The 25,951-nt window shown below is 73.2% G+C and carries 26 protein-coding genes; 9 read left to right on the top strand and 17 right to left on the bottom strand.

Annotated features, from left to right (window positions below; genetic code table 11):
- Positions 1–83 precede the first annotated feature (83 nt).
- Positions 84–797 (top strand): 3-oxoacyl-ACP reductase FabG, encoded by a 714-nt coding sequence (fabG, locus tag KM842_RS04890; protein WP_216261370.1) that lies wholly within the window; start codon positions 84–86, stop codon positions 795–797.
- A 31-nt stretch (positions 798–828) separates the two neighbouring features.
- On the opposite strand, the gene serB is transcribed toward fabG, so the two are convergent.
- Both serB and glgC read right to left on the bottom strand, forming a co-directional pair.
- Positions 829–1,467, bottom strand: a complete 639-nt coding sequence (serB, locus tag KM842_RS04895; RefSeq protein WP_216261371.1) for a phosphoserine phosphatase SerB — start codon at positions 1,465–1,467, stop codon at positions 829–831.
- A 104-nt stretch (positions 1,468–1,571) separates the two neighbouring features.
- Positions 1,572–2,813, bottom strand: a complete 1,242-nt coding sequence (gene glgC, locus KM842_RS04900; RefSeq protein ID WP_216261372.1) for a glucose-1-phosphate adenylyltransferase — start codon at positions 2,811–2,813, stop codon at positions 1,572–1,574.
- Positions 2,814–2,860: 47 nt separating this feature from the next.
- On the opposite strand from glgC, the gene glgA reads away from it, so the two are divergent.
- The 3 genes from glgA (at position 2,861) to KM842_RS04915 (ending at position 5,369) form a co-directional block, all read left to right on the top strand.
- On the top strand, positions 2,861–4,057 hold the full coding sequence (glgA, locus tag KM842_RS04905) for a glycogen synthase (RefSeq protein ID WP_216261373.1): 1,197 nt from the start codon (positions 2,861–2,863) through the stop codon (positions 4,055–4,057).
- A gap of 170 nt (positions 4,058–4,227) precedes the next feature.
- A complete protein-coding gene (locus KM842_RS04910) occupies positions 4,228–5,010 on the top strand; it encodes an ABC transporter ATP-binding protein (RefSeq protein WP_216261374.1) in 783 nt (260 codons plus the stop codon).
- Between the two features lie 110 nt (positions 5,011–5,120).
- A complete protein-coding gene (locus KM842_RS04915) occupies positions 5,121–5,369 on the top strand; it encodes a type B 50S ribosomal protein L31 (RefSeq protein WP_017887280.1) in 249 nt (82 codons plus the stop codon).
- A gap of 89 nt (positions 5,370–5,458) precedes the next feature.
- Here KM842_RS04915 and KM842_RS04920 read toward each other — a convergent pair whose 3' ends face one another.
- From KM842_RS04920 to KM842_RS04970, 11 genes are all read right to left on the bottom strand, one after another.
- Positions 5,459–6,280 (bottom strand): HAD family hydrolase, encoded by an 822-nt coding sequence (locus tag KM842_RS04920; RefSeq protein WP_216261375.1) that lies wholly within the window; start codon positions 6,278–6,280, stop codon positions 5,459–5,461.
- Positions 6,277–9,069, bottom strand: a complete 2,793-nt coding sequence (locus KM842_RS04925; protein WP_216261376.1) for a phosphoribosyltransferase domain-containing protein — start codon at positions 9,067–9,069, stop codon at positions 6,277–6,279. The genes KM842_RS04920 and KM842_RS04925 overlap by 4 nt, the downstream gene beginning before the upstream one ends.
- Complete coding sequence (locus KM842_RS04930) at positions 9,066–10,238, bottom strand: HpcH/HpaI aldolase/citrate lyase family protein (protein ID WP_253206344.1); 1,173 nt, start codon at positions 10,236–10,238, stop codon at positions 9,066–9,068. Before KM842_RS04930 ends, KM842_RS04925 begins: the two co-directional genes overlap by 4 nt.
- Entirely contained in the window at positions 10,235–11,323 is a 1,089-nt protein-coding gene (locus KM842_RS04935) for a hypothetical protein (protein WP_216261377.1), read from the bottom strand. Before KM842_RS04935 ends, KM842_RS04930 begins: the two co-directional genes overlap by 4 nt.
- Positions 11,320–11,880, bottom strand: a complete 561-nt coding sequence (locus KM842_RS04940; protein WP_216261378.1) for a TerD family protein — start codon at positions 11,878–11,880, stop codon at positions 11,320–11,322. Before KM842_RS04940 ends, KM842_RS04935 begins: the two co-directional genes overlap by 4 nt.
- Positions 11,881–12,466: 586 nt before the next feature.
- Positions 12,467–13,687 (bottom strand): toxic anion resistance protein, encoded by a 1,221-nt coding sequence (locus KM842_RS04945; protein WP_216261379.1) that lies wholly within the window; start codon positions 13,685–13,687, stop codon positions 12,467–12,469.
- A 64-nt stretch (positions 13,688–13,751) separates the two neighbouring features.
- Positions 13,752–14,330, bottom strand: coding sequence for a TerD family protein (locus KM842_RS04950; RefSeq protein ID WP_216261380.1), 579 nt, complete (start codon positions 14,328–14,330; stop codon positions 13,752–13,754).
- Positions 14,331–14,395: 65 nt separating this feature from the next.
- A complete protein-coding gene (locus tag KM842_RS04955) occupies positions 14,396–14,977 on the bottom strand; it encodes a TerD family protein (protein ID WP_216261381.1) in 582 nt (193 codons plus the stop codon).
- A 56-nt stretch (positions 14,978–15,033) separates the two neighbouring features.
- Entirely contained in the window at positions 15,034–15,621 is a 588-nt protein-coding gene (locus KM842_RS04960; RefSeq protein WP_216261382.1) for a TerD family protein, read from the bottom strand.
- A 55-nt stretch (positions 15,622–15,676) separates the two neighbouring features.
- Entirely contained in the window at positions 15,677–16,807 is a 1,131-nt protein-coding gene (locus KM842_RS04965; protein ID WP_216261383.1) for a DUF475 domain-containing protein, read from the bottom strand.
- 69 nt (positions 16,808–16,876) lie between these two features.
- Positions 16,877–17,635, bottom strand: a complete 759-nt coding sequence (locus KM842_RS04970; protein WP_437124544.1) for a 3'-5' exonuclease — start codon at positions 17,633–17,635, stop codon at positions 16,877–16,879.
- Between the two features lie 82 nt (positions 17,636–17,717).
- Between KM842_RS04970 and KM842_RS04975 the strand changes: the two genes are divergently transcribed.
- The gene (locus tag KM842_RS04975; RefSeq protein ID WP_253206255.1) at positions 17,718–18,791 is read left to right on the top strand and encodes an alpha/beta fold hydrolase; all 1,074 of its coding nucleotides are present in this window, start codon (positions 17,718–17,720) and stop codon (positions 18,789–18,791) included.
- Between the two features lie 32 nt (positions 18,792–18,823).
- Positions 18,824–19,876 (top strand): glycosyltransferase family 4 protein, encoded by a 1,053-nt coding sequence (locus tag KM842_RS04980; protein ID WP_437124545.1) that lies wholly within the window; start codon positions 18,824–18,826, stop codon positions 19,874–19,876.
- A gap of 54 nt (positions 19,877–19,930) precedes the next feature.
- Here the strand turns inward: KM842_RS04980 and KM842_RS04985 are convergent, their stop codons facing one another.
- From KM842_RS04985 to KM842_RS04995, 3 genes are all read right to left on the bottom strand, one after another.
- Positions 19,931–20,710 carry a hypothetical protein gene (locus tag KM842_RS04985; RefSeq protein ID WP_216261385.1) on the bottom strand — a complete coding sequence of 260 codons (780 nt, stop codon included), beginning with the start codon at positions 20,708–20,710 and terminating at the stop codon, positions 19,931–19,933.
- A gap of 131 nt (positions 20,711–20,841) precedes the next feature.
- Positions 20,842–21,480 (bottom strand): histidine phosphatase family protein, encoded by a 639-nt coding sequence (locus KM842_RS04990; protein WP_216261386.1) that lies wholly within the window; start codon positions 21,478–21,480, stop codon positions 20,842–20,844.
- Complete coding sequence (locus tag KM842_RS04995; RefSeq protein WP_216261387.1) at positions 21,477–22,370, bottom strand: NAD-dependent protein deacetylase; 894 nt, start codon at positions 22,368–22,370, stop codon at positions 21,477–21,479. Before KM842_RS04995 ends, KM842_RS04990 begins: the two co-directional genes overlap by 4 nt.
- Before the next feature lie 107 nt (positions 22,371–22,477).
- On the opposite strand from KM842_RS04995, the gene KM842_RS05000 reads away from it, so the two are divergent.
- Positions 22,478–23,293, top strand: coding sequence for a TrmH family RNA methyltransferase (locus KM842_RS05000; RefSeq protein ID WP_216261388.1), 816 nt, complete (start codon positions 22,478–22,480; stop codon positions 23,291–23,293).
- 119 nt (positions 23,294–23,412) lie between these two features.
- On the top strand, positions 23,413–24,672 hold the full coding sequence (locus KM842_RS05005) for a D-alanyl-D-alanine carboxypeptidase family protein (protein WP_216261389.1): 1,260 nt from the start codon (positions 23,413–23,415) through the stop codon (positions 24,670–24,672).
- Positions 24,673–24,685: 13 nt separating this feature from the next.
- Here KM842_RS05005 and KM842_RS05010 read toward each other — a convergent pair whose 3' ends face one another.
- On the bottom strand, positions 24,686–25,309 hold the full coding sequence (locus tag KM842_RS05010) for a TetR/AcrR family transcriptional regulator (RefSeq protein WP_216261390.1): 624 nt from the start codon (positions 25,307–25,309) through the stop codon (positions 24,686–24,688).
- A gap of 92 nt (positions 25,310–25,401) precedes the next feature.
- On the opposite strand from KM842_RS05010, the gene KM842_RS05015 reads away from it, so the two are divergent.
- A complete protein-coding gene (locus tag KM842_RS05015) occupies positions 25,402–25,929 on the top strand; it encodes a hypothetical protein (RefSeq protein WP_216261391.1) in 528 nt (175 codons plus the stop codon).
- Positions 25,930–25,951: the final 22 nt, after the last annotated feature.

Genomic DNA, 25,951 nt, shown 5'->3' on the forward strand with positions numbered 1-25,951 from the left:
CCGCGGGCGCACCGGTAGGCTCGTGCGGGCGTGTTGCGGGCCCAGGCCCCAGGCGCGTGCGACCACCAGCGAACGGAGCGACCATGACCACCCCCCGTACCGTCCTCATCACCGGCGGCAACCGCGGCATCGGCCACGCGCTGGCCGCCCGGTTCGTCGCCGCCGGACACCGCGTCGCCGTCACCTCGCGTTCGGGGCAGGGCGGCCCCGAGGGAGCGCTCACCGTGCAGGCCGACATCACCGACACGGCGTCGGTCGACCGGGCGTTCACCGAGGTCGAGGCGGCACTCGGACCGGTCGAGGTCCTCGTCGCGAACGCCGGCATCACGAACGACGGTCTCCTGCTCCGCATGTCGGAGGAGGACTTCACGAGCGTCATCGACACGAACCTCACCGGCACCTTCCGCGTGGTCAAGCGCGCGACGAAGGGCATGATGAAGGCGAAGTTCGGCCGCATCGTGCTCATGTCGAGCGTCGTCGGCGCCTACGGGCAGATCGGACAGGTGAACTACGCCTCGTCGAAGGCGGCCCTGGTCGGCATGGCCCGGTCGATCACGCGGGAACTCGGCAGCCGCGGCATCACCGCGAACGTCGTGGCACCTGGCTTCATCCAGACCGACATGACCGCGGCGCTGTCCGAGGACCTGCAGGCCGAGTTCAAGAAGGCGATCCCCGCGGCCCGGTACGGCAGCGTGGACGATGTGGCCGACGCCACGCTGTTCCTGGCGGGGGACGGCGCCGGCTACGTCTCGGGTGCGGTCATCCCGGTCGACGGCGGTCTCGGCATGGGGCACTGAGCGGCCGGACACGCACGACCGCGGCTCGGCCTCAGCCCCGCAGTCCGAGCGCCGCGAGCACGACGGACAGGTCGCGGTCGACGACCGCCACGTCAGCCTGCGCGCGCACGAGGGGCTTCGCGTCGAACGCCACGGCCAACGCCGCCACGCCCATCATCGCGAGGTCGTTCGCACCGTCGCCCACCGCGACCGTGTGGGCCGGGTCCACACCGTCGGCCGTCGCCCACTCCCGGAGGGCGACCGCCTTGGCGGCCGCGTCGACGACGTCGCCGAGCACCCGCCCGGTGAGCACGCCGTCGCGCACCTCGAGACGGTTCGCGCGGCAGTGGTCGAGCCCCAGGGCGTCCGCGAACGGGTCGAGGACCTCGTTGAAGCCGCCGGAGACCACGCCGACCGTGCCGCCGGCGGCGTGCACCCCGCGGACCAGTTCGTCGGCACCGCGCGTGACGCGGACGACCCGCTGGGCGCGCGCGAAGACCTCGGTCGGGAGGCCCGCCAGCGTCGCCACCCGCTCCCGGAGGCTCTCGGCGAAGTCGATCTCGCCGCGCATGGCGCGCTCCGTGACCGCCTGGACTCGGAGCCGGGTCCCGGCGGCGTCTGCGAGGAGCTCGATGACCTCGTCCTCGAGCAGGGTGGAGTCGGCATCGAGGACGACGAGGAAGCGCGGCACCCGACCACGGTAGCGGGACGTCGACCCGTGTGACGGCGGACGCACGAGGACCCCGTCTCCCGGGGCCGGGTGACGGGGTCCTCGTGCGTGACGGACGGGTCGGGTCAGGCCTCGACCCGGACGCCCTTGCCGACGACGGTGATGCCGGAGTCGGTGACGGTGAAGCCGCGGGCCTCGTCGGCTTCGCGGTCGAGGCCGACCGACGCGCCCGGCTCGAGGACGACGTCCTTGTCGAGGATGGCCCGGTTCACGATCGCACCGGCGCCGATGGTCGCGCGCTCGAACACGATCGAGTCGAGCACCTTCGCCTGCGAGTCGATCGTCGCCCACGGCCCGATGACGCTGCGCTCGACCTGGGCTCCGGAGAGCAGGCAGCCGAGGGAGACGATGGAGTCGACGGTCGCGCCGGTGTTGCCGTTCGCGTCGCGGACGAACTTCGCCGGGGGCAGGTTCGTCTGCTGGTTGAAGATCGGCCAGTCCTGGTTGTACAGGTTGAACACGGGCACGGGGGCGATGAGGTCCATGTGCGCGTCGAAGAACGAGTCGATCGTGCCCACGTCGCGCCAGTAGTACTTGTCGCGGTCGTTCGACCCGGGCACCTCGTTGCGCTGCAGGTCGTACACGCCGGCGTCGCCGCGCGCGACGAAGTCGGGGATGATGTCGCCGCCCATGTCGTGGTCCGACGTCTCGACCTGGCCGTCACGCAGCACGGCGTCGACGAGCGCGTCGGCGTCGAACACGTAGTTGCCCATCGAGGCGAGCACCTCGTTCGGGGAGTCGGGCAGGCCGGTGGCGTCCTTGGGCTTCTCGAGGAACGCCTCGATGCGCGTCGGGTCCGCGTCGTCGACCTTGATGACGCCGAACTGGTCGGCCAGCTCGATCGGCTGCCGGATCGCGGCGACCGTGGCGCTGCGGCCGGAGGCGATGTGCGCCTCCACCATCTGCGAGAAGTCCATCCGGTAGACGTGGTCGGCACCGACCACGACGACGATGTCCGGACGTTCGTCACGCATCAGGTTGAGCGACTGCAGGATCGCGTCGGCGGAGCCGGCGAACCAGCGCTTGCCGAGCCGCTGCTGCGCGGGGACGGAGGCGACGTAGGAGCCGAGCAGCCCCTCCATGCGCCAGGTCTGTGAGACGTGCCGGTCGAGGGAGTGCGACTTGTACTGCGTCAGGACGACGATCCGCTGGAGCCCGGAGTTGACCAGGTTCGACAGCGCGAAGTCCACGAGGCGGAAGTTCCCACCGAACGGCACGGCCGGCTTCGCACGGTCTGCCGTGAGCGGCATGAGCCGTTTCCCCTCGCCGCCGGCGAGGACGATGCCGAATACCTTCTTCGTTGCCATGGTGCTCACAGTAGGCGTCAGCACTGGGAAACCGTTACCGTGAACGCGTGCGAGTCGATCTACTGACCAGGGAGTATCCGCCAGAGGTGTACGGCGGAGCCGGAGTCCACGTTGCCCAGCTGACCGCGGCGCTGCGGTCCGGGACGGACACCGATGTCCGCGTCCGGGCGTTCGGCGGGTTCCGCGACGAGGAGGGCGTGTGGGCGTACCGGACCCCCGCCGGCCTCGAGCAGGCGAACGGTGCGCTGCAGGCACTCGGCACCGACGTGCAGATCGCCGCCGACGTCGAGGGCGCCGACCTCGTGCACTCGCACACCTGGTACGCGAACTCCGCGGGCCGGTTGGCGCAGCTGACGCACGGCATCCCGCACGTCGTCACGGCGCACAGCCTCGAGCCGCTGCGTCCGTGGAAGGCCGAGCAGCTCGGCGGCGGCTACCGCCTGTCCAGCTGGATGGAGCGCGAGGCGTTCACGAACGCCGACGGCGTCGTCGCGGTGTCGAAGGCGATGCGCGCGGACATCCTGCGCTCGTACCCGTCGATCGACCCGGACCGCGTGAAGGTCGTCTACAACGGCATCGACATCGACGACTGGGCCCCGGACCGCGACGACGACGCCGTCCGCGCACTCGGCATCGACCCGGACCGTCCGAGCGTCGTGTTCGTCGGCCGCATCACCCGCCAGAAGGGGCTGCCGTACCTGCTCCGCGCGGTGGCGTCCCTGCCCGAGGACGTGCAGGTCGTCCTGTGCGCCGGGGCGCCCGACACACCGGAGATCCTCGCCGAGGTCACCGGGCTGGTCGAGGAGCTCCGCACCCGTCGCGACGGCGTCGTCTGGATCGACCGGATGCTGGAGCACCGCGAGATCGTGCACGTGCTCTCGAGCGCGACCGTCTTCGTCTGCCCGTCGATCTACGAGCCGCTCGGCATCGTGAACCTCGAGGCGATGGCCTGCGGGATCCCCGTCGTGGGCACGAAGACCGGCGGCATCCCCGAGGTCGTCGCCGACGGACTGACCGGCCGCATCGTGCCGATCGACCAGGCGACCGACGGCACCGGCACCCCGACCGACCCGGAGCAGTACGTCGCCGACCTGGCCGCGACCCTCAACGAGGTGCTGGCCGACCTCGGCCTCGCGAAGCTCATGGGACGCGCCGGCCGACTGCGCGTCGAGAGCGAGTTCACCTGGGCGGCGATCGCGACGAAGACGCGCGCCGTGTACGACGAGGTCCTCGCCGGACGCTGACGCGCCCGAGCCGACGGCCTGGAGGCCCGGTGCCGGTCCCCGAGACCGGCACCGGGCCTCCTGTCCGTCGTCGACAGGTCCGGCGCCGCCGCCGCCGACGGCGCCGTCACCGACGCGGACCGCGCGCGGCGCTGACGGGGGAGCCGACGCCGCTCGCGTAGGCTGACGACATGCCCTCGGTCGTGCGCTTGTCAGACGTCTCCGTGGTCCGCAACGGGGCCACCATCCTCGACGGGATCTCGTGGGAGGTGCAGGACGACCAGCGCTGGGTGGTGCTCGGTGCGAACGGTGCCGGCAAGACCACGTTGCTGCAGGTCGCCGGCGCGCAGACCTTCCCGACCTCCGGCGAGGTCGAGGTGCTCGGCACCGAGCTGGGCGGCGCCGACCTGTTCGACCTCCGCCCGCGCATCGGCTTCGCGTCGACCGCCCTCGCACGCCGCATCCCGGTGACCGAGAAGGTCATCGACGTCGTCCTGACCGCCGCGTACTCCGTCACCGGCCGCTGGAACGAGGAGTACGAGGAGCTCGACGTCCGTCGTGCCCAGCGGGTGCTCGAGGAGTGGGGCCTCGGCTCGTTCACCGAGCGGACCTTCGGCGAGCTGAGCGACGGCGAGCAGAAGCGCGTGCAGATCGCCCGGGCCGTCATGACCGACCCCGAGGTGCTCTTCCTGGACGAGCCGGCCGCCTCGCTCGACCTCGGCGCCCGCGAGAGCCTGGTCCGCACGCTCGGCGGCTACGCGCAGAGCGAGGACTCGCCGGCGATCGTCATCGTCACCCACCACGTCGAGGAGATCCCCGCGGGCTTCACGCACGCGCTCGTGCTCGCCGACGGGCACGTGCAGGCCGCGGGGCCCATCGACGAGGTCCTGACCGCCGAGACCCTGACCACCGCCTTCGGCGTCGAGCTCACCGTGTCGAAGGACTCCGGGCGCTGGACCGCCCGGGCCGTCTGACACGCCCGGCTCCGACGCTCCCGATCGTCGCCGTCGTCTGGTAACGTGGACGGCTGGCGTACGCCACCGACTTCCCATCTTCCGTCATCGCGATCCACCGAGGAATCCCCATGAAGACCGACACCCACCCCGAGTACCGCGCCATCGTCTTCCGTGACCTGGCTTCCGGTGAGACGTTCCTGACGCGTTCGACCGCGAACAGCGACAAGACCATCGAGCTCGACGGTGCGACCTACCCGGTCATCGACGTCGAGATCTCGTCCGCCTCGCACCCGTTCTACACGGGCAAGCAGCGCATCCTCGACTCCGCCGGCCGCGTCGAGAAGTTCAACCAGCGCTTCAAGGGCTTCAGCAAGTAGGTCCACCGCACCCACGGGTGCCGGTACCGCCGAACGGGCGGTCCTCCTCCGGGAGGGCCGCCCGTTCGTGTGTCCCGGCTCCGGTCCGGTCAGGCGGGTGTGCGCTCCGCTGCCACAGCGGCGGCCGCGAGCCCGATGAGCTCCTCGCCCGCGAGTACCCCCTGAGCGCTCGTGACGCGCAGGTTCGGCGCCGTCCACCCCACCGCGTGCAGCTCGCCGTGCGCGGGACGGATCGCGACGTCGGCCCACGCGAGCATCTCGCGGTCGAGCAGGGAGTCGCCGGCGGCGATCGTCCGCGTGGCCCCGATCCGCTCCGCCACCGCGGCCAGGGCCCGTTCCTTGCGGATCGGGACCGGGACGGCGTAGAGCTTGCGCCCCTGCACCGAGACCCGCCACCCGAGTGCGGCCAGATCGGCGGCGAAGGCCTCGACGGCGGTGTCCGGCAGTTCCGCGCGGTCGACGATGGCGTACACGAACAGGTCCTCGGCGCGGCGGGCGCGGAGGACGGCACCCGGGGGCAGTCCGGTCGCGAATCGCTCCTCGACCTCGGGCAGCGGCGCGGACACCGCGGTCATCTCGGTCCGGAGCGTCGCGGTCCAGTCCGCGTCGGGCTCGCCGTCGTGCAGCACGACGGCGCCGTTCGTCGTGACCGCCCACCCGGTGTCCGGCAGGGGGAGGCGGATTCGGCGGTACTGCGCGACGGTGCGGGTCGTCACGGGGACGACGACGGCCTCCGCCGCGAGGGTCGCCAGCGCGCGTTCCGCGGTGCGGGTCATGAACGACAGCGGCAGGCCCTGGTAGACCTCGGTGACGACGAGGGACGGTGCGGCCTCGTCGGGGCCGTCGAGCATGAGCGCAGCGGACGAGTACACGACGGTGCGGTCGAGGTCGAACCCGACGAGCGCGGTCACGCCTCGGCTCCGGTCGTCGTCGCCGGGGTGGCGGTCGCGTCCGTCACGCGGCTGCCGAGCGGGTGGATGAGCCCCACGCAGCTGTAGGACAGGACGGGGCGCGTCACGACGGGGACGCCCCGCTCGCGGGCGAGGGCGACCACGTGCGCGATGTCGACGTCGTCCGGGTCGCGCACGAGCACCTGCCACGGCACGCGCCGGAGCAGCACGCGGGTGGTCTCGCCGACGCCCGGCTTGACGAGGTGCAGGTCCGCGATGCCGTACTCGGCACCGATTGCCTCGACGGTGCGCATGCCGCGCCAGTCGACCGCGCGGGCCGCGGGGCCGCCGTCGGCCGCCACGGCTGCGTCGACCCGGGGTCGGACGGCGTCGAACCGGTCGGCGATCGTCGCGACGAAGGAACGGGAGCGGTCACGGCCGGCGAGCTCGCGGTACTGCTTCGCGCCGTGCAGGGTGCCCTCCGGCGTCCAGGCCCCGTTGAACACGGTGCGGGACACCAGCCCGGACACCGTCGAGTTGAGGCAGGCGGACGGCACGAGGTAGTCGTCGCGGGTGCCGTGCAGGGGCGTGCACCCGGCCGGGTCGGCCAGGACCGCCAGCTCGTCGCCGAAGCGCACACCGTCGGAGGCGGCGAACCGGTCCAGGGCGTCGGTCAGCTCCCGGGTGATCGCCCCCTTGCCGGTCCAGCCGTCGACGAAGACCACCTGGGTCGGGTCGTGGTGCGCGGCGAGCCAGCGGAGGGCGGTCTCGTCGATGCCCACCCCGCGGACGATGCTCGCCGTGTAGTGCTCAAGGGACACGCCACGCTGCTCGGCGGCCCAGCGCCGCATGAGGATCCCGACCGGGGTGCCGGCACGGGCGAGCGACACGAGCACCGCGCGCGGGCGGTCGCGGAGGACGAGGTCGGTCACGATGCCGACCGCCTCGGCGATCCGGTCCGCCGAGCGGTCGAGGGCGTCGCGGTAGAGCTCCTCGTACGCCTCGGTCGGCACGTACTCGACGGGCAGGGACTCGGCGTAGTTCGCCCCCTCGAGCTGGATGGCCCGCTCACGGTCCGCGGTGTCCGCCTCGAGTGCGGCGTCCGCGAGGTCCTGCAGCAGCCAGGTGACGTCGTCGGGTTCGTAGGAGCCGAACGACGGGCCGGTGAGCGGGCGCGGGGCCGGTCGGTCCTCGGGTGCGTCGGACTGCAGCGCGCTCGTGACGAGCACCACGCGCGGGGTCACCGCGGCAAGCGTGTGCAAGAGGCCGTCGGGTCCGTCGAGCAGCGCCGTGTCGGTGCCCGGTTCGGGGAGGACGACGATCGCGTCGAATCCGTGCACGTTGTAGGCGAACCGGTCGCCCGGACCGTCCACCGTGACGTCGTGCGACCGGTGCCGGATGCCGGACCGGATCGGCCACGCCGGGTCGTCGAGCACGGCGACGGGGGAGCGGGTCGTCGTGGACGAGAGCACGTCGGCTCCGCTGCGGCGGCGGAGCGCGTCCGCCACGGCGAGCGGGGTCGCCATGTGCTCCTCGGTGCCGAGCACCAGGACGCGTCCGGCGTCGTCCCCGAGCACGGCGGCGACGTCGGCGGCGACGCCCTCCACGTCCGTGCGCGGCGTGCGCACCCGGGCGGCGGGCGTCCCGGTCCGGTCGACCGCGGTCGGAGCCGCCTCGACGACCGTCACCGACGACGGACGGGAGGCGCGGGCCGGGGCCGGTGCGGACCTCCCGTCCGACGACGACGCCGTGTCGGCCTGGTCGGTAGCGGTGTCGGTGTCGGTAGCGGTAGCGGTCGCGGTCGTGGTCGCCGGGCCGGCGTCGGGCGTGCCGCCCGTGAGCGGCGCGGCCGCGGTGGCGACGAGCTCCGCGGCGGTCGTGGTCAGCCCCGCGGGCAGCGTCACGTGCCCGCGACCGAGCGCGACGACCGCGACGGGCGCGCCGAGCTCGGCGGCGAGGGCCTCGGTCGCGGCGACGTCCGCGTCGGACCGCAGGTCGACGAGCGCGGCGACGACCCACTGCCGCTGCGGTGCGAGCGCGTGCAGGGCACGGATCGTGGCGCGGGCGGTGGCGCCGGTGCTCAGCTCGTCATCGACGAGGACCACGGTGCCGTCGGCCGGCAGCCAGTCGTCCTCGGCCGGCAGCAGTCGGTGGGCGGTGGCGTGCGAGTGCGCCTCGTCGAACCCCGCGGCGGGGGTGGCACCGGCGGGGTCGTGTCGGGTCGAGTGCAGGGTGGCGGCGCCGAGGGACTCGGCCACCAGGGCGCCGAGTGCGGTCGCCGTCTCCGCGAAGCCGAGGACCAGGGCGTCCGAGGTCAGGGGGCGGACGGCGGCGAGGTCCGTGCGGAGGGTCGTCGCGGACCGGTGCAGCGCATCGTGACGGTCCACGGCGGCGGCGTCCCCGGTGCGGGCGGGGTCGGCTGGTCCCGAGCGGGTGGACGGCGCGTCCTCGGGGGCGGACCCGGTACCGGCGGCGGCGGCCTGCGCGTCGAGCACGGCACGGAGGCGCGCGGCGGCCGTGGCGTCGAACCGCGCCCCGCCGTCGAGGACGTCGGCCACCCGGGCACCGAGCGCCTCGCCGGCGAGCAGGGCGACCGCGGGGACCGTCGGCACGTGCTTGGCCAGGACAGTCGACACGAGCAGGTGGGCGCGCTTCGGGTTCCGACGCAGCGCCAGCCGCACCAGGGACGACAGCGGCACCCCGGGAGCGCCGGTCGTCGCGGTCGCGGCGTCGTCGACGAGGGTCACGCCGAGGTCGGCGGGCGTCGGCAGGCTGGTCGGCAGGCTGGTCGTGGTCGTGGTCGTGGTCACGGGAGGCTCCGCTCGAGCAGGTCGACGTAGGTCACGTCCGGGGTGGTCACACCGAACGCCCGGGCGCGGAGCATCGTGCGCTCCGCCCAGGCGTGGTGCGGCTTCATCTCGTTCATCTTGTTGCCGTAGCGCGAGGCCGCGACCCCGCCCGTGGCGTTCGCGAGCACGTCGGACGCGTCGGAATACTCCTCGTCGCTTACCACCGACATCGCGTGCACGAGCGGCACGTGGCGCGGGTGGATGACGGTCTTGCCGGTCAGGCCGTTCGCACGGTCGAGCGTGACCTCGCGGAGGAGCCCGTCGAAGCCCTCGAGCAGCAACTGGCGGCGCAGCTGGAGGTCGCCGGCCTCCTGGAACGGCGTCGTGCGCAGCTGCGTGCGGAACACCCGGTCGGAGTCGGGGTAGTGCTCCCACACCGGACCGGCGACGACGAAGCCGTCCCGGGCCCGCCCGAGGACGTTCACCACGTCGCCGATCACCGAGGCGAGCACCTGCACGTCGTGAACCGTCAGGTGCGACGGACGCCGCAGGCCGTACACGCTCGACAGGTCGGTCGCGCCGATCCGCACCGCGAGGACGTCGCTGCGCCGGGCGAGGAGCAGCTCGCGGACGTCGGCGAGGGCCTCGGTCCGCGACTCCCGGTGCATGATCGCCGGCGACTCGAGGATCGGCATGACGAGCAGCCGTCGGGCGGCGGGTCGTCCGGCGTTCGCGGCGTCGAGCACCTCGAACCACCGGGCGCCGGACTCCGGGCCGTCCTCGAACTTCGGGAGCACGACACCGCTCAGTGCGTCGAGCGCCCGGTCCCCGAGCCGGTCGAGGAGCCGCGCGAAGTGGTCGGGCGTCCGGACCCGGAGGAACAGCTGCGGCAGCGTCGCCGCGTCGACGTCCTCGGACAGGGTGCGGAGGGCGGCCTCGACGTTCGCCTCGGCCGTCGGCAGGTCGTCGTCGGCCACCGAGTCCTCGAGGCAGAGCACGATCGACCCGGCGCCGAGCTCGGTCTGCCGTCGGACGTCACGGACGAGGTCGGGCCGGATCCCCGGCGTGTAGAGCGTCGCGCCGAGGGCGACGGCCCGGAGGTCCTGGTCGCTGTCCCGCGTGACGTCCTCGGGGCTCGGAGGAACAGGGCGTCCTGTTCGGGGAGGTTGGCGAAGTGGCGCACGGGTCAGACTCCGACGGTGGGGGCGGACAGGACGAACCCGAACGCGGCGAAGACGTCGCCGTCGTGGGACGCCCTGGGGAACGGCTCGGCGCGGAGCTCGAGTTCCCCGTCGACGACGGAGAGCGCCAGGATCGTGAAGGTGTGCGCGTCGCCGGACTCGACGGCGAGGGTGGTGCCGTCGTGCAGCGCGACGACGAGCCGCTCCGAGCCGCGCGCCATGACGAGCGCACGTCGGAGCTGGCGGACGTGGCGGAGCGCGACGAGGACGTCCCGCCCGTCGTAGCCGACGAGCGGGCGGTTGCCGGCGGTCTGCACGGTGCGACCGGCGGTCGCGCCGTCGACCGTCGCCGCACCGACCACGCGGTCCACGGACTCCCACGCGACGCTCGTGGCGCCGGTGATCCGCAGCGCGCCCACCGCGGACCGACGGCGGTCGATCCGGGCGACGGGTTCCTCGGCACCGAGGACGCGGATCGCGCGCGGGTCCGGTGCGGGGAACGGGACGATCCGGGAGGCTCGTGCGGCCAGGCGACGAGCGACCCGGTCCGACGGGCCCGCCGGTGCGCCGGGGGCGGTGGTGCGGTCGCCGCCTGCGGTGCGGCCGCCGCCGGTGGCGGCGGTGCGACCCGGGAGGGTCGTGCCGGAGCCGGGGACGGCGCCGCTCGGCCGGGTGGCGGGCGGCGCGAGCGCCGGACCGGACGACGGGGCGCCGGACGCTGGGCCACCCGACGCGTGGCCACCCGACGCGGGACCACCCGACGCAGGGCCGCCGGATGCGGCCGGGGCGGGACGGCCGAACGACAGGCTGAGCCCAGAGCCAGAGCCAGAGCCAGAGCCGGAGCCGGAGCCGGAGCCGGAGCCGGAGCCGGAGCCGGAGCCGGAGCCGGAGTTGACCGACGGCGCCGACGGGGGAGCAGCGAGTGACGGGCCGGGCCGGGAGGAGCTCGCCGCCCCGGACGTGGCGGCGGCGCCCGACGAGGCGGCGGTGGGACGGTCCTCCTGGCCGGGGCGGGTCTCCTGGTCCGGTCGTGCTTCCTGGTCCGGCCGGGTCGGACGCACGCGACGGCGCAGGAACGGGTGCCCCGTCGTCATCGTGCGCGGCCGATGCCGTGGTCGGCGCGCAGTCCGGCCAGCCCGGTCGTGTAGCCCTGCCCGACGGCGCGGAACTTCCACTCGGCACGGTGGCGGTACAGCTCGCCGAGGATGACCGCGTCGATCTGGTGGTTGCGCTCGGACGGCAGTGGGAACACGAGCAGCTCACGGCCGTCGGGGGCGCACACCCGCACGCGCATCGACCGGACCGAGCCGAGGTCCTTCGGGGACCGCGGGTCCGGGTCGAGGTAGAGCGCGAACACGATCTTGTCCACGGTGTCCGGGACCGAGGCGAAGTCGACGTCGATCTCCTCCTGGTCCGATTCGTCCAGGTACCGGACCGAGGCGTCGGCGCTCTCGACCTGGTTGAAGAACACGAGGTCCTCGTCGGACAGGACCCGGCCGTCCGGCCCGCAGACGATCGCGACGGGGACGAGTTCGGCGGACGGACCGCGGCTCGCGATCTGGTCCCAGTGGATCCCGACCACGACCGAGGTCAGCCCGGGGTTCTCCGCCGTCAGGGCCGCGTTCGCGCCGGGGACGAGCTGCCCGGTCACGAGTCCGCTCCGCGGAGGCGCAGCCCCTCGTCGCCCTCGCCGAGGCGGTCCCGGAGGAAGCGTCCGTGCGAGGAGAGTTCGGCGATGGCGCCACTCCGGATCTGTTCGTGCATGTCCTCCACCGTCTCCGCGACGACGTCGAGTTGGCCGGCGAGGGTCGCCGTGGCGGTGCTGTCCGGGGTACGGTCCGACGGGGGAGGGACCGGTAGGTGCGGACGGGCGTGGGCAGGTAGTCGTCGACGATCGCCTGGAACAGGTACCGCTGCTCGGTCGACGCGCCACGGGCGACGACGGTGCCGGCGGCCTCGCGGAGGAGGTCCTCGACGTGGCGCACGCGCGAGGACACGACGGTGGGCAGCTCGGCACCGGCGGCACGGACGAACGCCCGCAGGTCGTCGAGGCCGGCGGCGGCACTGGCGTCGTCCGCCGCGCCTCCGGAGCCCCGGACGTCGATCCGGGCCGCCGCGGCGGCCGCGGCCGACGCCGGGGTCACGGCGTCGGGGTCGGCGACCTGACGGTCCTGGTCGTCGTCGTCGCGGCCGAACAGCGCACGCAGTCGATCACGCACGGGCGTGGACCGCGGTCGTCATCGCGTGACCGATCGCTGGTCGCCCTCACCCTGCCTGGCACGCTCCAGGTACGGCTTGGCGCGCTGGATGCCCGACTCGAGGGCGGTGACCGTCGACGACATGTTCTGCGCGGCCTGCGAGCGGAAGGAGTCGATCGCGTCCATGGTCTGGAACACGTTGTCGAACGCCTTCTGCAGGGTCTCGACGCTGACGCCGGAGTTCGTCGCCTGCTCGTGGATGCGCGTGGTCTGGTCGCGGAGCATCTCGCTCGTCTGCAGGATCATCGCGTTCGTGGTGTTGTTCACCGCGTCGATCTGGTCGAGGACCATCTTCTGGTTCGCGAGCGCCTGGGCGACGACGACGGCCGTGCGGAGCGCCGCGATGGTCGTCGTCCGGGCACGCTCGACGCCCTTGATGAGCTCGGTGTTGTTCTTCCGGACGAGGTCCATCGCCAGGTAGCCCTGCACCGAGACGGCGAGCTGCGTCAGGATGTCCTGGTGCCGCTGGCGCACCGGGAAGAGCACGTCCGACTCGAGCTTCTGCGCCTCGTCCACGCGACCGCCGTTGCGGAGCGCCTCGATCTTCGACACGGTCGCCGCGTCGAGGGCCTTGGCGAACACGGCGTACTCGCTCAGCTGCTGCATGGTCTCCCACAGCTGGACCTTCTCGTCGGCGAGGGTGGCGTTGTCCTTGCGGAGCTCGTCCTGCCCGGCCATGAGCGACTTGATGATCTTGTCGAGCTGCGTCTGCGCCGACTCGTAGCGCTGGAAGTACTTCGCCAGCTTGTTGCCGCCGGGGATCATGCCGAGGATCTTCCGGCCCGTGCTGAGGTCCGCCTGGTTCGGCGTGAGGTCCTCGACGGTGGAGCGGAGGTCGCCGAGCGTGGTGGCGACCTTCACCTGGGCGTCGTCACCACTGCGCTTGGCACCCGAGACGCTGGACTGCGACCGCTCGAGCATCCGCGACGAGAACCCGCCGGAGCGGGCGATCTCGGAGCCGGCGATCGCGTTGATGCCGTCGACCTTCTCGGTGAAGGCCGGGGACCGCGGGTCGAGGCTCGCCACCTCGTCGACGAACTCCCGCGCCTGCGCCGCGATCTGCGACTGCCGCTCGGCGTCGACCGGGACCATCCCGGGGGCGTCGTCCGGCGTCACCACCTCGGCGGCGTCGGCGGCACGGAGGACGAGGGCGTCCTGGGACGGGTCGGTGGGCTCCGGCGGAGCGAGCGGTCCGGGCATCGGTTGTCTCCTGTGACGAGGTGGAACGGCTGGGTGCTGCTGGTGCGGGTCGGGGTCCGGCGGATCAGCCGAGCTGGACGCCGAAGTCGGTCGCCACGCCCGCGAGGCCGGACTGGTAGCCCTGCCCGACGGCGCGGAACTTCCACTCGGCACCGCTGCGGTAGATCTCCGAGAAGATCATCGCCGTCTCGGGGGCTGCGTCCTCGGAGAGGTCGAAGCGCACGATCTCGGCGCCCTCCTGGTCGAGGACCCGCGAGTACGCGCTGCGCACCTGGCCGAAGTTCTGCCGGCGTGCTTCGCCCTGGTCGATCGAGACGACCACGACGACCCGCTCGACGTCGGCGGGGAGGGTCTGCAGGTCGATGACGATCTGCTCGTCGTCGCCGTCACCCTGGCCGGTGCGGTTGTCGCCCTTGTGCTCGACGGACCCGTCGGCGCTCCGCGGCTGGTTGTAGAAGATGAAGTCGGCGTCCGAGCGGACCTTGCCGTCGGCGCCGACGAGGAGCGCGGACGCGTCGAGGTCGAAGGCCTCGCCGGCGGTGGTGCGCGGGTCCCAGCCGAGGCCGACGGTCGCCACGGTGAGTCCGGGGCTCGTCTTCGTGAGCGAGAGGTTGTTGCCCTTGGTGAGGGAGAGTCCGGCCATGATCGGTCCTTCCGGGTTGGTGGTGCGCTGTCGGTCGTGCAGTGGCGTCGTTGCGGTGACGGACGTCAGTCGAGCACGACGCCGTAGTCGGTGGCCACGCCGCGGAGGCCGGTGGCGTAGCCCTGGCCGACGGCGCGGAACTTCCACTCGCCGTCGTACCGGTAGATCTCGGCGAAGATCATGCCGGTCTCCGAGGCGGCGTCCTCGGTGAGGTCGAAGCGGACGACCTCGTTGCCGGACTCGTCGTTGACGACGCGGCAGAACGCCCCGCGCACCTGACCGAAGTTCTGGTGCCGGGCGTCGGCCTGGTCGATGGTCACGACGATGACGACCCGCGCGACGTCCGCCGCGACCAGGTCGAGGTCGATGAGGATCTGCTCGTCGTCCCCGTCGCCGTCACCCGTGCGGTTGTCGCCCTGGTGGACCACCGAACCGTCGGTCGACTGCAGCTGGTTGTAGAAGATGAAGTCGTCGTTCGAGCGCACCTTGCCGTCCGCGCCGACGAGCAGCGCGGAGGCGTCGAGGTCGAACTGCTCGCCCGCCGTGGTGCGCGGGTCCCAGCCGAGGCCGATCATCGCCCGGCGCAGGCCGGGGTCGGTCTTGGTCAGGGAGAGGTTGTTGCCCTTCGAGAGCGAGAGGGTCGCCATCGATCGTCCTTCCGTCGGTGCTGTGGTGCTGTCGGTCGTGCCGAGACGGCCCGCGGTCAGAGCGCCGCTGCCGCCGGCCCGACCATGTCCTGCACGGTGCGGCCGTCGGCGCGCTCACCGATCGCGGTGAAGGTCCAGCCTGCTCCGGTGCGGGCCACCTTCGCCATGACCATCGCGGTGTGCGGCCCGGCGTCGGTGAGCTGGTAGCGCGCGACCTCGGGGGCGCCTGCGGTCGAGTCGTCGACGACGCGGCAGAAGGCGTTCTGCACGTTGTCGAACGTCTGCCGGCTGTAGCTGCTGATCACGAAGACGATCTGGGCGACGGCGCCGTGCACGGCCGAGAGGTCGATGCGGATGACCTCGTCGTCGCCGTCCCCGTCACCGGTCAGGTTGTCGCCGGTGTGCTGGGCTGAGCCGTCCTTGCTGCGCAGCTGGTTGAACCAGACGTAGTCGACCGGCTGGCCGTCGGCGCCGAAGAAGATCGCCGACGCGTCGAGGTCGACGTCCGCGGCCTTGCGTCCGCCGAACAGGCCGCGCTTCGTGGCGACCGCGTCCCAGCCGAGACCGAGCCGGACGCGCGTGAGGGCGCTCCCGTCGTTCTTGGTGAGCGAGAGCGCTTGGCCCTTCTGGAGGCTGAGACCCATTGCGGTGAACCCTTCGTCGTGGTCGGTCGTGGTGGGGACGTCGGCCCCGGTGGTGTCAGGAGGCGACGGTCGCCCGGTCACCGGCGGGCTCGTGCTCGCCGGCCTTGCGCTTGTTGCGGACCACCGACGAGATGAACGCGGCGAGGATGAAGACGACGCCGATGAGGCCGGTGACGACCTCGTTCACCTCGGTGGTGATCGTGACGAGCAGGATCGCCGCGAGTGCACCGATCGCCCAGTGCGCACCGTGGTCGAGGTACTCGAACTCGTCCAGCGTGCCCTGTCGGACCAGGAAGACGGTGAGAGACCGGACGAACAGCGCACCGATCAGGCCGAGGCCCAGGGCGATGATGATCGGGTCGGCGGTGATCGCGAAGGCGCCGATGACGCCGTCGAACGAGAACGACGCGTCGATGACCTCGAGGTACAGGAAGAGCAGGAACGCGGCCTTGCCGGCGACGTTGCCGACGCGGCGCTTGGCGCTGATGCGGTTCGCCTCGGCCACCATCTCGCCGGTGGTCTCGAACGAGTTGCCGTCGTCCTCCGGGTCGTCGACGTCGAACAGGCCGCCGAGTCCGGTGACCAGGAAGTACGTCACGAGACCGGCGATGCCCGCGACCAGGACCGTGGACTGGTGGTCGCCCGCGGTGGTGCCCGCGACGGCGAGGACGGCGAGGGCGACGACGACGTTCACCATCGGGAGCTTGCCGATGAAGAGCAGCGGGCGCTCGAGCCAGGTGAGCCAGAGGATCTCGCGCTCCTCGAACATGAAGTCGAGGAAGATCATGAGCAGGAACATGCCGCCGAACGCAGCGATCTGCGGGTGCGCCTCGTGCAGGAGGTACGCGTAGGTGCCGGGCTCGTCGATCGGGCCCTTCTCGAGCGCGAGCTGCACGGCCTCGACCGGGTTGAGCGACGCCGTGACACCCACGATGAGCAGCGGGAACAGCACGCGCATGCCGAAGACGGCGATGATGATGCCCACGGTGAGGAACATCTTCTGCCAGAAGGGGTTCATCCGCTCGAGGATGCGGGCGTTGACGACCGCGTTGTCGAAGCTGAGGCTGATCTCGAGCACGCCGAGGATGGCGGTGATGATGACCGCGCTCCACCCGCCGTAGACGAGTGCGATCGCGAGGGCGAGCACGGTGATGGCCAGTGACCACCCGAAGGTCTTCAGGAACACGTGCGCGGATCTCCCCTGGTGGTGCGTTCGTCGAGGGGACGCACCGTCGTGCACGCCCCGTTCGGAATGCTACATGCTCGGCACCGGGTGGCGACGGGGCCAGCGGCCGTCCGCGGTGAACGACGGGTCGCGCTTCGACCGCATGTACTCCTGGAAGGACGCGGCCTGCTCGGAGCACCAGACGACCTGCTTGCGGTGGAGCTCCTCGGCGGTGATCGCGAGTTCGTCCGGGTAACGGGCGGCGATGGCCTGCGCGACCCGTCCGGCCGCGACCGCGTCGGCACCGGCGTCGTGCGCGTCGTCGAGGGTGACGCCGTAGAGCTGCGACGCCGCCTCGAGCGTGCGCTTGCCCTTCCGGTAGGTGTCGAGCGCCTTGTCCATGACGAGTGGATCGACGACGTTGCCGATGACGGGGGAGGCGATGCCGTGCCGCTTGGCCTCCCGGTCGAGGAGGGTCAGGTCGTACGGGGCGTTGTAGATCACGAGCGGGATGCCGCGGGCGAAGACGGCCTCGACCGCGGCGACGATCTCCGCGACGACCTCGCCCGCCGGGCGTCCCTCGGCACGGGCGCGCTCGGTCGTGATGCCGTGCACCGCCGACGCCTGCTCGGGGATCTCGACGCCGGGGTCGGCGAGCCACGCCCCCTCGACGATGGAGCGCCCGGTCATGTCGATGAGGCCGACGTGCGCGGTCACGATGCGGGCGGTCTCGACGTCGATGCCGGTGGTCTCGAGGTCGAACACGCCGAGCGCGTGCCACCACGGGCGGCTCGTCAGGTCCTGCGGGGGTCGGGTCGTCGGGTCGATCGCGGCGGCGGGGGAGGTCACGCGGCCAGGCTAGCCAACCGCACCGACACGACCACGCGCGGCGCGCGCCGGACGTCCGGTGGCCGTCCCTAGACTGACGCCGATGCAACCGCCCGTGCTGTCCCCGTACCAGTCGCTCATGGCGGCCGTCCCCGTCGTGCACCGCTCGGTCCTGGTCGGCGGCCGGACCACGCACTTCTGGGAGTACGGCCCCACCGCCGACGTCCCGAGCACCGACGGTGCCGCTGCCATCGACGTCCCGACCGCCGACGCTGCCGCGGCCGCCGTCGGCCCGACCGGCCGGACCCCGCGCCGTGCCCCGGTGACCGTGCTCGCGGTGCACGGCTTCCGCGGCGACCACCACGGGCTCGAGTCCCTCGCCGCGCACCTCGTCGCCGGCCACCCGGAGGGCGTCCGCGTGCTCGTGCCGGACCTGCCCGGGTTCGGCGTGTCCGACCCGCTGCCCGTCTCGGACCTCGACGCCTACGTACACTGGCTCGACGGCTTCCGCACCGCGCTCGGCCTCGACCGCGAGACCGTCGTCCTCGGCCACTCGTTCGGGTCGATCGTCGTCGCGGCCGCCGTCGCCGCCGGGCTCGACACCCGCCTGCTCGTCCTCGTGAACCCGATCGCCGCCCCGGCCCTCCAGGGTCCACGTGCCGTGGGGACCGGGATCGCGATCGCGTACTACCGCCTGGGCGCACGGCTACCACGGGCGCTCGGGCTCGGCCTGCTCCGCAACCGCGGCATCGTGCGCGCGATGAGCGTCGCGATGCTCAAGTCGCGCGACCCGGAGCTGCGGCGCTGGGTGCACGACCAGCACGACCGCTACTTCTCGGCCTTCGCGAACCGGACGAGCGTCCTCGAGGCGTTCCGGACCTCGGTGACGCACGACGTCTCGGAGTTCGCCGACCGCATCACGACGCCGGTGCTCATGGTCGCCGCCGAGCACGACGACATCACCGCCGTCCCGGAGCAGCGCGCCCTCGCGGCCCGGCTCCACGACGCCGAGCTCGTCGTCGTCCCGGGCGTCGGCCACCTCGTGCACTACGAGACGCCCGCCGAGGCGGCCGCCGCCGTCCTCCGGCGCGTGCGGGAGCCGGCCACGTCGGCCACGCGAGCCCGTCCGCGGAAGCGTGGGGGCGCCTCCCGGCAGGACGCGGGGGACCGCTCGTGAGGCGCCTCCGGATCGGAATCGACTGCCGGTACGTGCGCATCGGACGGCACGACGGCATCAGCCGCTTCACCGCCGGCATCGCCGCGCACCTGCCGGACCGGCACGACCACGTGCTGCTCGTCTCCGACGAGCGGCAGCTCGGGTCCCTGCCCGCCGACCTGCCGTGGGAGCTCGTCCCGGCCCCGACCGACGCGGGGGAGCCGCTCGTCGCCCGGCACGTGAACCGGCTCGGCCTCGACGCGGTGTTCTCGCCGATGCAGACGATGGGCTCCCGCGGTCGCCGCTACGCCCTCGTGCTCACGCTGCACGACCTCATCTACTACCGGAACCGGACGCCGCCGCGCGAGTTCTCGTGGCCGCTACGCCTGGGCTGGCGTGCCTTCCACCTGGCGTGGTGGCCGCAGCGCCTCCTGCTGAACGGCGCCGACGGGGTCGTCACGGTCTCGGAGACGACGGCGGGCCTCATCGCTGAGCACCGCCTCACCAACCGTCCGGTCACGGTCGCGTACAACGCCGCGGACCCGGTCGAGCCCCGGGCCGCCGACGGCCCCCGCGAGCGGTCGCTCGTCTACATGGGCTCGTTCATGCCGTACAAGAACGTCGAGACGCTCGCCGCCGCGCTGCCGCTGCTCGGCCCGGACTGGACGCTGCACTGCATGTCCCGGGTGTCCGCAGCCGACCGGGACCGCCTGGAGCGCCTCGCCCCCGGGGGATCGATCGTGTTCCACGACGGCGCGTCCGACGAGGAGTACCTGTCCGTGCTCCGGAGCGCCACCGCGCTGGCGACCGCGTCGTACGACGAGGGCTTCGGCATCCCGCTCGTCGAGGCGATGGGCGTCGGCACGCCGGTCGTCGTCAGCGACATCCCGATCTTCCGCGAGATCGGCGGCGAGGTCGCCGAGTACTTCGACCCGTCGTCGCCGTCCGCCGTCGCGGCCGCCGTCCGCCGCCTGGAGGCCCGGTGGGACGCCGCCTCGCAGGCCTCGGTCGCGCAGGCGGCCCGCTTCCGGTGGGAGGACTCGGCGGAGCGCGTCACGGAGGCCGTCGAGCGAGCCGTCGCGGACCGGGCGGCCCGCCGAGGCTGACCGCCGTCCGTCCCGGCGGGTGGCCGACGGCGCGGCGCGGTGGCGGGTGCGGCGTCAGGACGACAGCGTGCGGACCTGGACGCCGGCGAAGACGTCCTCCCCGGTCTGCTCCGCGGCGGCGGCGATGGCGGCGAGCGCGTCCCCGGCGGCCGGGGTCGTGACCGACACGGACTGGTCCGCCGCCTCGTCGGACCGCCCGCTCGGGCCGGTGATGAACACGCAGCGCACGGCGGAGACCCCGCCGATCGCGGCCAGTCGGTCGGCGAGGTCGAGCCGCTGACGACTCGTCTCGCGCGAGTCGGAGACGCCGACCTGCACGGTGCCGAAGTCGACCGTCGCCCAGATCCGGACCCCCGACCCGGAGGACTCGGCCGCCGCAGCGCTCACGGCGTCCACGAGCGTGCGACGCCCGGCGTCGTCGAGGTCCGGCTCCACCTGCAGCAGGGCCGACACGTCGTACCCGGCGAGGGAGGTCTGCTCGGTGCGCGCCCGTTCGACGGCCGTGACGCCCGGCAGCGCCGAGGCCGTGGCGACGAACCGCTCCCGGTCGGCCTCCGGGTCCGGGAACACCCCGCCGATCCCGCGCTGCACGCCGGACAGGATCACGCCGAGCACCACCACGATGACCACGGCGACCCCGACCACGCCGAGGGTGACCACGGTCGCGGTGCGGACGCGCTCCGGCCGGGTGCGCGTCGGCGTCGAGGCGGTGTCGGGACCGAACGCCGTGTCGAGGTCGTCGTCCCAGCCGGCGGAGGGGTCGTTCCGCCCGACGGACGGGGCGGTCCTGCGACCGGCGTCCCCGGCGTCGGCGTGCCGTCCTGGTGTGCTCACAGCCTCACCTCGCAGTGCCGGGCCCTCGGGGTGGGGCGCCGTGCGTCGGAGCGTAGTCGCGGCCGGGTGGGGGTGCTCCCGTGGACGGGTGTCGAGCGTTCCGCGGACGAGCGCGGGTCGGTGGTGTCCGGTCAGCTCCGGCGTTCGAGCGGGTTCTGGTACTCGAAGGCGTACCGGCCGGGGGCGTCCGACACCTCGTCGATCGGGTCGTCGGAGCGGACGAGTTCGGCGCGGAAGCGTTCCGGGTCCCAGCGGAAGGAGTGCACCGAGCCGTTCCGGATCGGCACCGTGGAGCGCTCGAACGTGCCCGGTGCCGCGGCGTCGACCACGGTGCGGATGACGGCGCCGTGCGTGGCGACGACGACCGAACCGGCGTCGTAGCGGACCGCGATCTCGGCGAGCGTCTCGGTGACCCGGTCGAGCAGGGCGGCGCGGGACTCGCGACCCGGGACCGCGTCGTGCGGCCACCGCTCGGCGATCTCCGGGTGGGTCAGCCCCTCGGCCTCGCCGTACGAGCGCTCGCGGAGCCCGTCGTACCCGGCGGGGGCGGGCAGGCCCAGGTGAGTGGCGATGATCGTCCCGGTCTCGAGCGCCCGGGACAGCGGCGACGACACGACCGCGTCGAAGGAGCGGCGGGCGAGCAGCGCCGCGGTCTGCACCGCCTGACGCCGCCCGGTGTCGTTGAGGGGGACGTCCGTGGAGCCCTGGATGCGCCGTTGCCGGTTCCAGTCGGTCTCGCCGTGTCGGACCAGGTAGAGGAGCGTCGTCACCCGTCGATCATCGCAGACGGCGACAGCCGCGCCGCGAGGTCGACCAGGGTCTCGGTGGTGCCGGCGTCGAGCTTCACGGCGGCCCGGCGGTCGCTGCGGGTCGCGCCGCGGTTCACGATCACGACGGGGTGCTTGCGGCGGGTGGCGTGGTCGAGCAGGCGGACGCCGGAGTTCACGGTGAGCGAGGACCCGACGACGAGGAGCGCGTCCGCCTCGGCGACGATGGAGACGGCCTCGCGGAACTTCTCGGCCGGCACGAACTCGCCGAAGAACACGACGTCGGGCTTCAGCACGCCGCCGCAGACGGTGCAGTCGGGCACCCGGAAGCGTTCGACGTCGGTGATCTCGACGTCGCCGTCCGGCTGCAGCTGCACGGTGCCGGGCTCGTCGATCCACGGGTTCTCGCGGTCGAGCACGGCCGCGAGGTCGGCGCGGGAGAACACCTGGCCGCACGTCAGGCACACCGCGCGGTCCATCGACCCGTGGATCTCGACGACCCGACGGGACCCGGCGCGCAGGTGCAGGCCGTCGACGTTCTGCGTGACGATGCCGCCGACGACGCCGGCACGCTCGAGAGCGGCGAGCGCGCGGTGCCCGTCGTTCGGGCGTGCGGCGGCGAAGGTGCGCCAGCCGAGGTGCGAGCCGGCCCAGTACCGCTGCCGCTTGGCGGGGTCGGCCAGGAACTCCTGGAAGGTCATCGGCTTCCGCACGACGCGGCCCGCGCCGCGGTAGTCGGGGATGCCCGAGTCGGTGCTGACGCCCGCGCCGGTCAGGACCGCGACACGCTTGCCGCGCAGGACCTCGACCGCACGGTCGAGGTCGGTGACCACGACGTCGCCCGCAGGGTCCGCCGCCGTGCCGTCCGTCGCAGTGCCGTCGCTCGTCGCCATCGTGTCCACGGTACCCTCAACCGCCGAGCGTCCCCGGGCCTTCCCCGGGTCGCACCGGCACCACCAGACCCCGGACGACCGACCCGTCCCCGACCGGAACGAGCACCGTGCACATCGTCCGCATCGACTCCCTCGACGACCCCCGCCTCGACGACTTCGCACGGCTCACCGACGTCGCGCTCCGCCGGGTCACGGAACCGGAGGGCGGGCTCTACATCGCCGAGTCGAACACGGTCATCGAGCGGGCGGTCCGCGCCGGGCACGTCCCGCGGAGCGTGCTGGTGCAGGAGAAGTGGGTCGACAGCGTGCTGCCCCTGGTCGCCGACCACGACGGGCCCGTCTTCGTCGGTCCGGACGCGCTGCTCGAGGAGCTCACCGGCTTCCGGATGCACCGGGGCGCGATCGCCGCGATGCACCGACCGGAGCTGCCCACGGTCGCCGACGTGGTGCGGGACGCCCGGCTCGTGGTCGTGCTCGAGGACGTCGTCGACCACACCAACGTCGGTGCGGTCTTCCGGAGCGTCGCCGGGCTCGGGGCCGACGCGGTGCTGGTCAGCCCGCGGTGCGCCGACCCGCTCTACCGGCGGAGCGTCCGGGTGAGCATGGGCACCGTGCTGCAGGTGCCGTGGACCCGGATCGGCGAGTGGCCCGCCGCCGGGGAGGACCTCCGTGCGCAGGGCTTCCACCTCGCCGCGATGGCGCTCACCGACCGCTCCGTCGACCTCGAGGACTTCGTCGCCGACGTGCCCGAGCGGGTCGCCCTGGTGATGGGCACGGAGGGGCAGGGGCTCACCCCGGCCGCGGTGGCCGCCGCCGACACGACCGTCCGGATCCCGATGCACCACGGCGTCGACTCGTTGAACGTCGCCGCGGCGAGCGCCGTCGGCCTCTGGGCCGTGGCGCACGCGCAACGCGCGCGCTGAGCCGTCCGGGGCGCGGACGCGACCTGCCCACCGTGGTCCGCCGGGAGGCCCGACCCGGCCCCGGAGCGGCCGCGCCGGTCCCAGCGACCCGCCCCGCGCCTCCAGTACGATCCGGTCTCGTGCCGAACGTCGTCCGCCGCCCCCGCTCCGCTGTCCGGAGGCCCGTGACGATCGCCGTCGTCGCCGTCCTGCTGCTCGTCGTCGCCTTCCTGGCGGCCGCCGCCCTGGTGCCGTTCGCCCCGACGACCGCGAGCGCGACGACCTACGCCGCACCGCGGTCGAGCGCTCCGGAACTGCGGTTCCCGGGTTACGGGGCCACGGCAGTCGAGGCCGAGGGGTTCCCGGAGAGCCTGACGACGAGCGGAGACCGGAAGAAGCGCTCGATCGCGAGCATCTCGAAGATCGTGACGGCGCTCGTGGTCCTCGACCGCAAGCCGCTCGACGTCGGGCAGCAGGGCCCCACGGTGCGGTTCACGCCCGCGATGGAGGCGCTGTACGCGCAGTACGCGGCGAAGAACGGCGAGGTGGCGCCGCTGCCGTCGGACCTGCGGATGTCGCAGTACCGGGTGTTCCAGGTGGCGCTGATGGAGTCCGCCAACAACTACGCCGGCGCACTCGCGTTGTGGGCGTTCGGCTCGATGGACGGGTACCGCGAGGCAGCCGCCGCCTGGCTCGACGAGCACGGGCTGGACGACACCACGATCGTCGAGCCGACCGGCCTGGACCCGCGCAACCGGTCCACCGCCACGGACCTGGTGGACCTGGGCAAGCTCGCCCTGGCCGACCCGCTCGTTGAGCAGGTCGTCGGCACCCGCTCCGCGACGGTGCCTGGTGTCGGGGAGATCGAGAACTCGAACAAGCTGCTCGGCATGGACGGCGTCGAGGGCATCAAGACCGGGACGCTCGACGAGGCCGGTGCCTGCCTGCTGTTCGCCGCGACGTACGAGCGCGGCGGCCGGGACGTCACCGTGATCGGGGTGATGCTCGGCGGGGTCGACCACGACTCCCTCGACGTCGACGTCCGGCGGCTGCTCCACTCGGTGGCCGACGACTTCCACGTGGTCACGCTGACGCACGAGGGGCAGACCTTCGGGACGTACGAAGCGCCGTGGCAGGACGGTGTCGACGCCACCGCGAGCCGGGCGGCCTCGGTGCTCGTCTGGGGTCGGACCGAGGTCACCGCGAAGGCGACGTTCGAGCCGGTGACCGTCGGTGCGGCGGGCGACCGGGTCGGGTCGGTCCGCTTCCGGGTGTCCCACCACGACCCGGTGACGGTGCCGCTCGAGCTGGACGCGGCGATCGACGACCCGGGCGTCTGGTGGCGCTGGTCGAACCCGTTCCGCGGGGTGCAGTTCGACCCGGCCGCCGCACTCGGGTGAACCGCCGGGCCGCCTAGCCCGCGGCGGAGCCGGGGTCCGGCCGCGGCCCGTCCGGGACGACGCGGTCGAGGGCGTCCAGCGCCCACGCGGTGTCCGCCGAGGGGGGCGCGTGCACGAGGTGCAGGGCGAGGCCGTCGAGGAGCGCGTGCAGGCGCTGCGCCTCCGCCGACAGCGCGTCGGGGTCGCCACCGCCAGGGCCGGGCAGCATCCCGAGCAGGGAGCGGCACGCGGTCGCGATCGTGCGGGACGAGTCGTCGTACGCTGCCCGGACGTCGGCGTCGGTGGTGGCCAGGGAGCCGAGGGCCAGCCAGACCTCCGTCTCCGACCGCCGTTCCGCGTCGAGCGGCAGGAGCTCGGCCAGGCACGCGAGCACGAAGCCCCGCGGGTCGGCGGCGGGGTCGGACGCGACGGCGAGGGCGTCCATCCGCGCCTGCACCCGCTCACCCACGAGCCGCAGGCAGTACGTCCGCAGGGCGGCCTGCGTGGGGAACGCCCGTCGGAGCGACGCCGTCGCGAGACCCGCCTCGTCGGCGATCCGCCGAACCGAGAACGCCGGGAGGCCGTCGCGGGCCAGGACGCGCCAGGCTGCCGCTGCGATGACGGCGTCACGTTCGGCGTGGTCGATGAGGCGGGGCATGCGCTGATCGTACACAGTCGTACTAGCATGGCCGTTGTGAACACAGTCGTACTCAGCACAGTCCGGTCCGCCGAGACCCGGGGGACAGCGACGTGATCGTCGTCATCGTCGCGTGCGAGGTCGGGTTCTGGGTCGCCGTCCTCGGGGGCCTCACCCTGCGCGCCGCCGGCCTGCTCCGGCTCGGTGCCGCGGTCCTCGTGCTCGCACCCGTGCTCGACGTCGTCCTCCTGGTCGTCACGGCCGTCGACCTGCGTGCCGGGGGAGCGGCGACCTGGGAGCACGGCCTCGCGGCGCTCTACGTCGGGTTCTCGCTGACCTACGGGCACCGGATGGTGCGCTGGGCCGACCGCCACCTGACGCGCCTGCGCACCGGGCAGCCGCTGCCGCCCGGCCCCACCGGCTGGGCGTACACGCGGAAGTGCTGGGGAGACGTCCTTCGCACGCTGCTCGCGGCACTGGTGTCGGCAGCCGTGCTCGGCGCGCTCGTCGTCCTGGGCGGCCCGGGGACGCCGGCCGTCGAACCGCTCGTCGGGTGGTTCCCGGTGCTCGGGGTGATCGTGGCGGTCGAGCTGCTCTGGGCGCTCAGCTACACCGTCTGGCCGAAGCGGGCGACGACGTGACCGGGCGCCACCGGCCGCGGTG

Origin of the sequence: Curtobacterium sp. L6-1 (assembly GCF_018885305.1) — a bacterium.
Classification (GTDB): Bacteria; Actinomycetota; Actinomycetes; order Actinomycetales; family Microbacteriaceae; genus Curtobacterium; species Curtobacterium aetherium.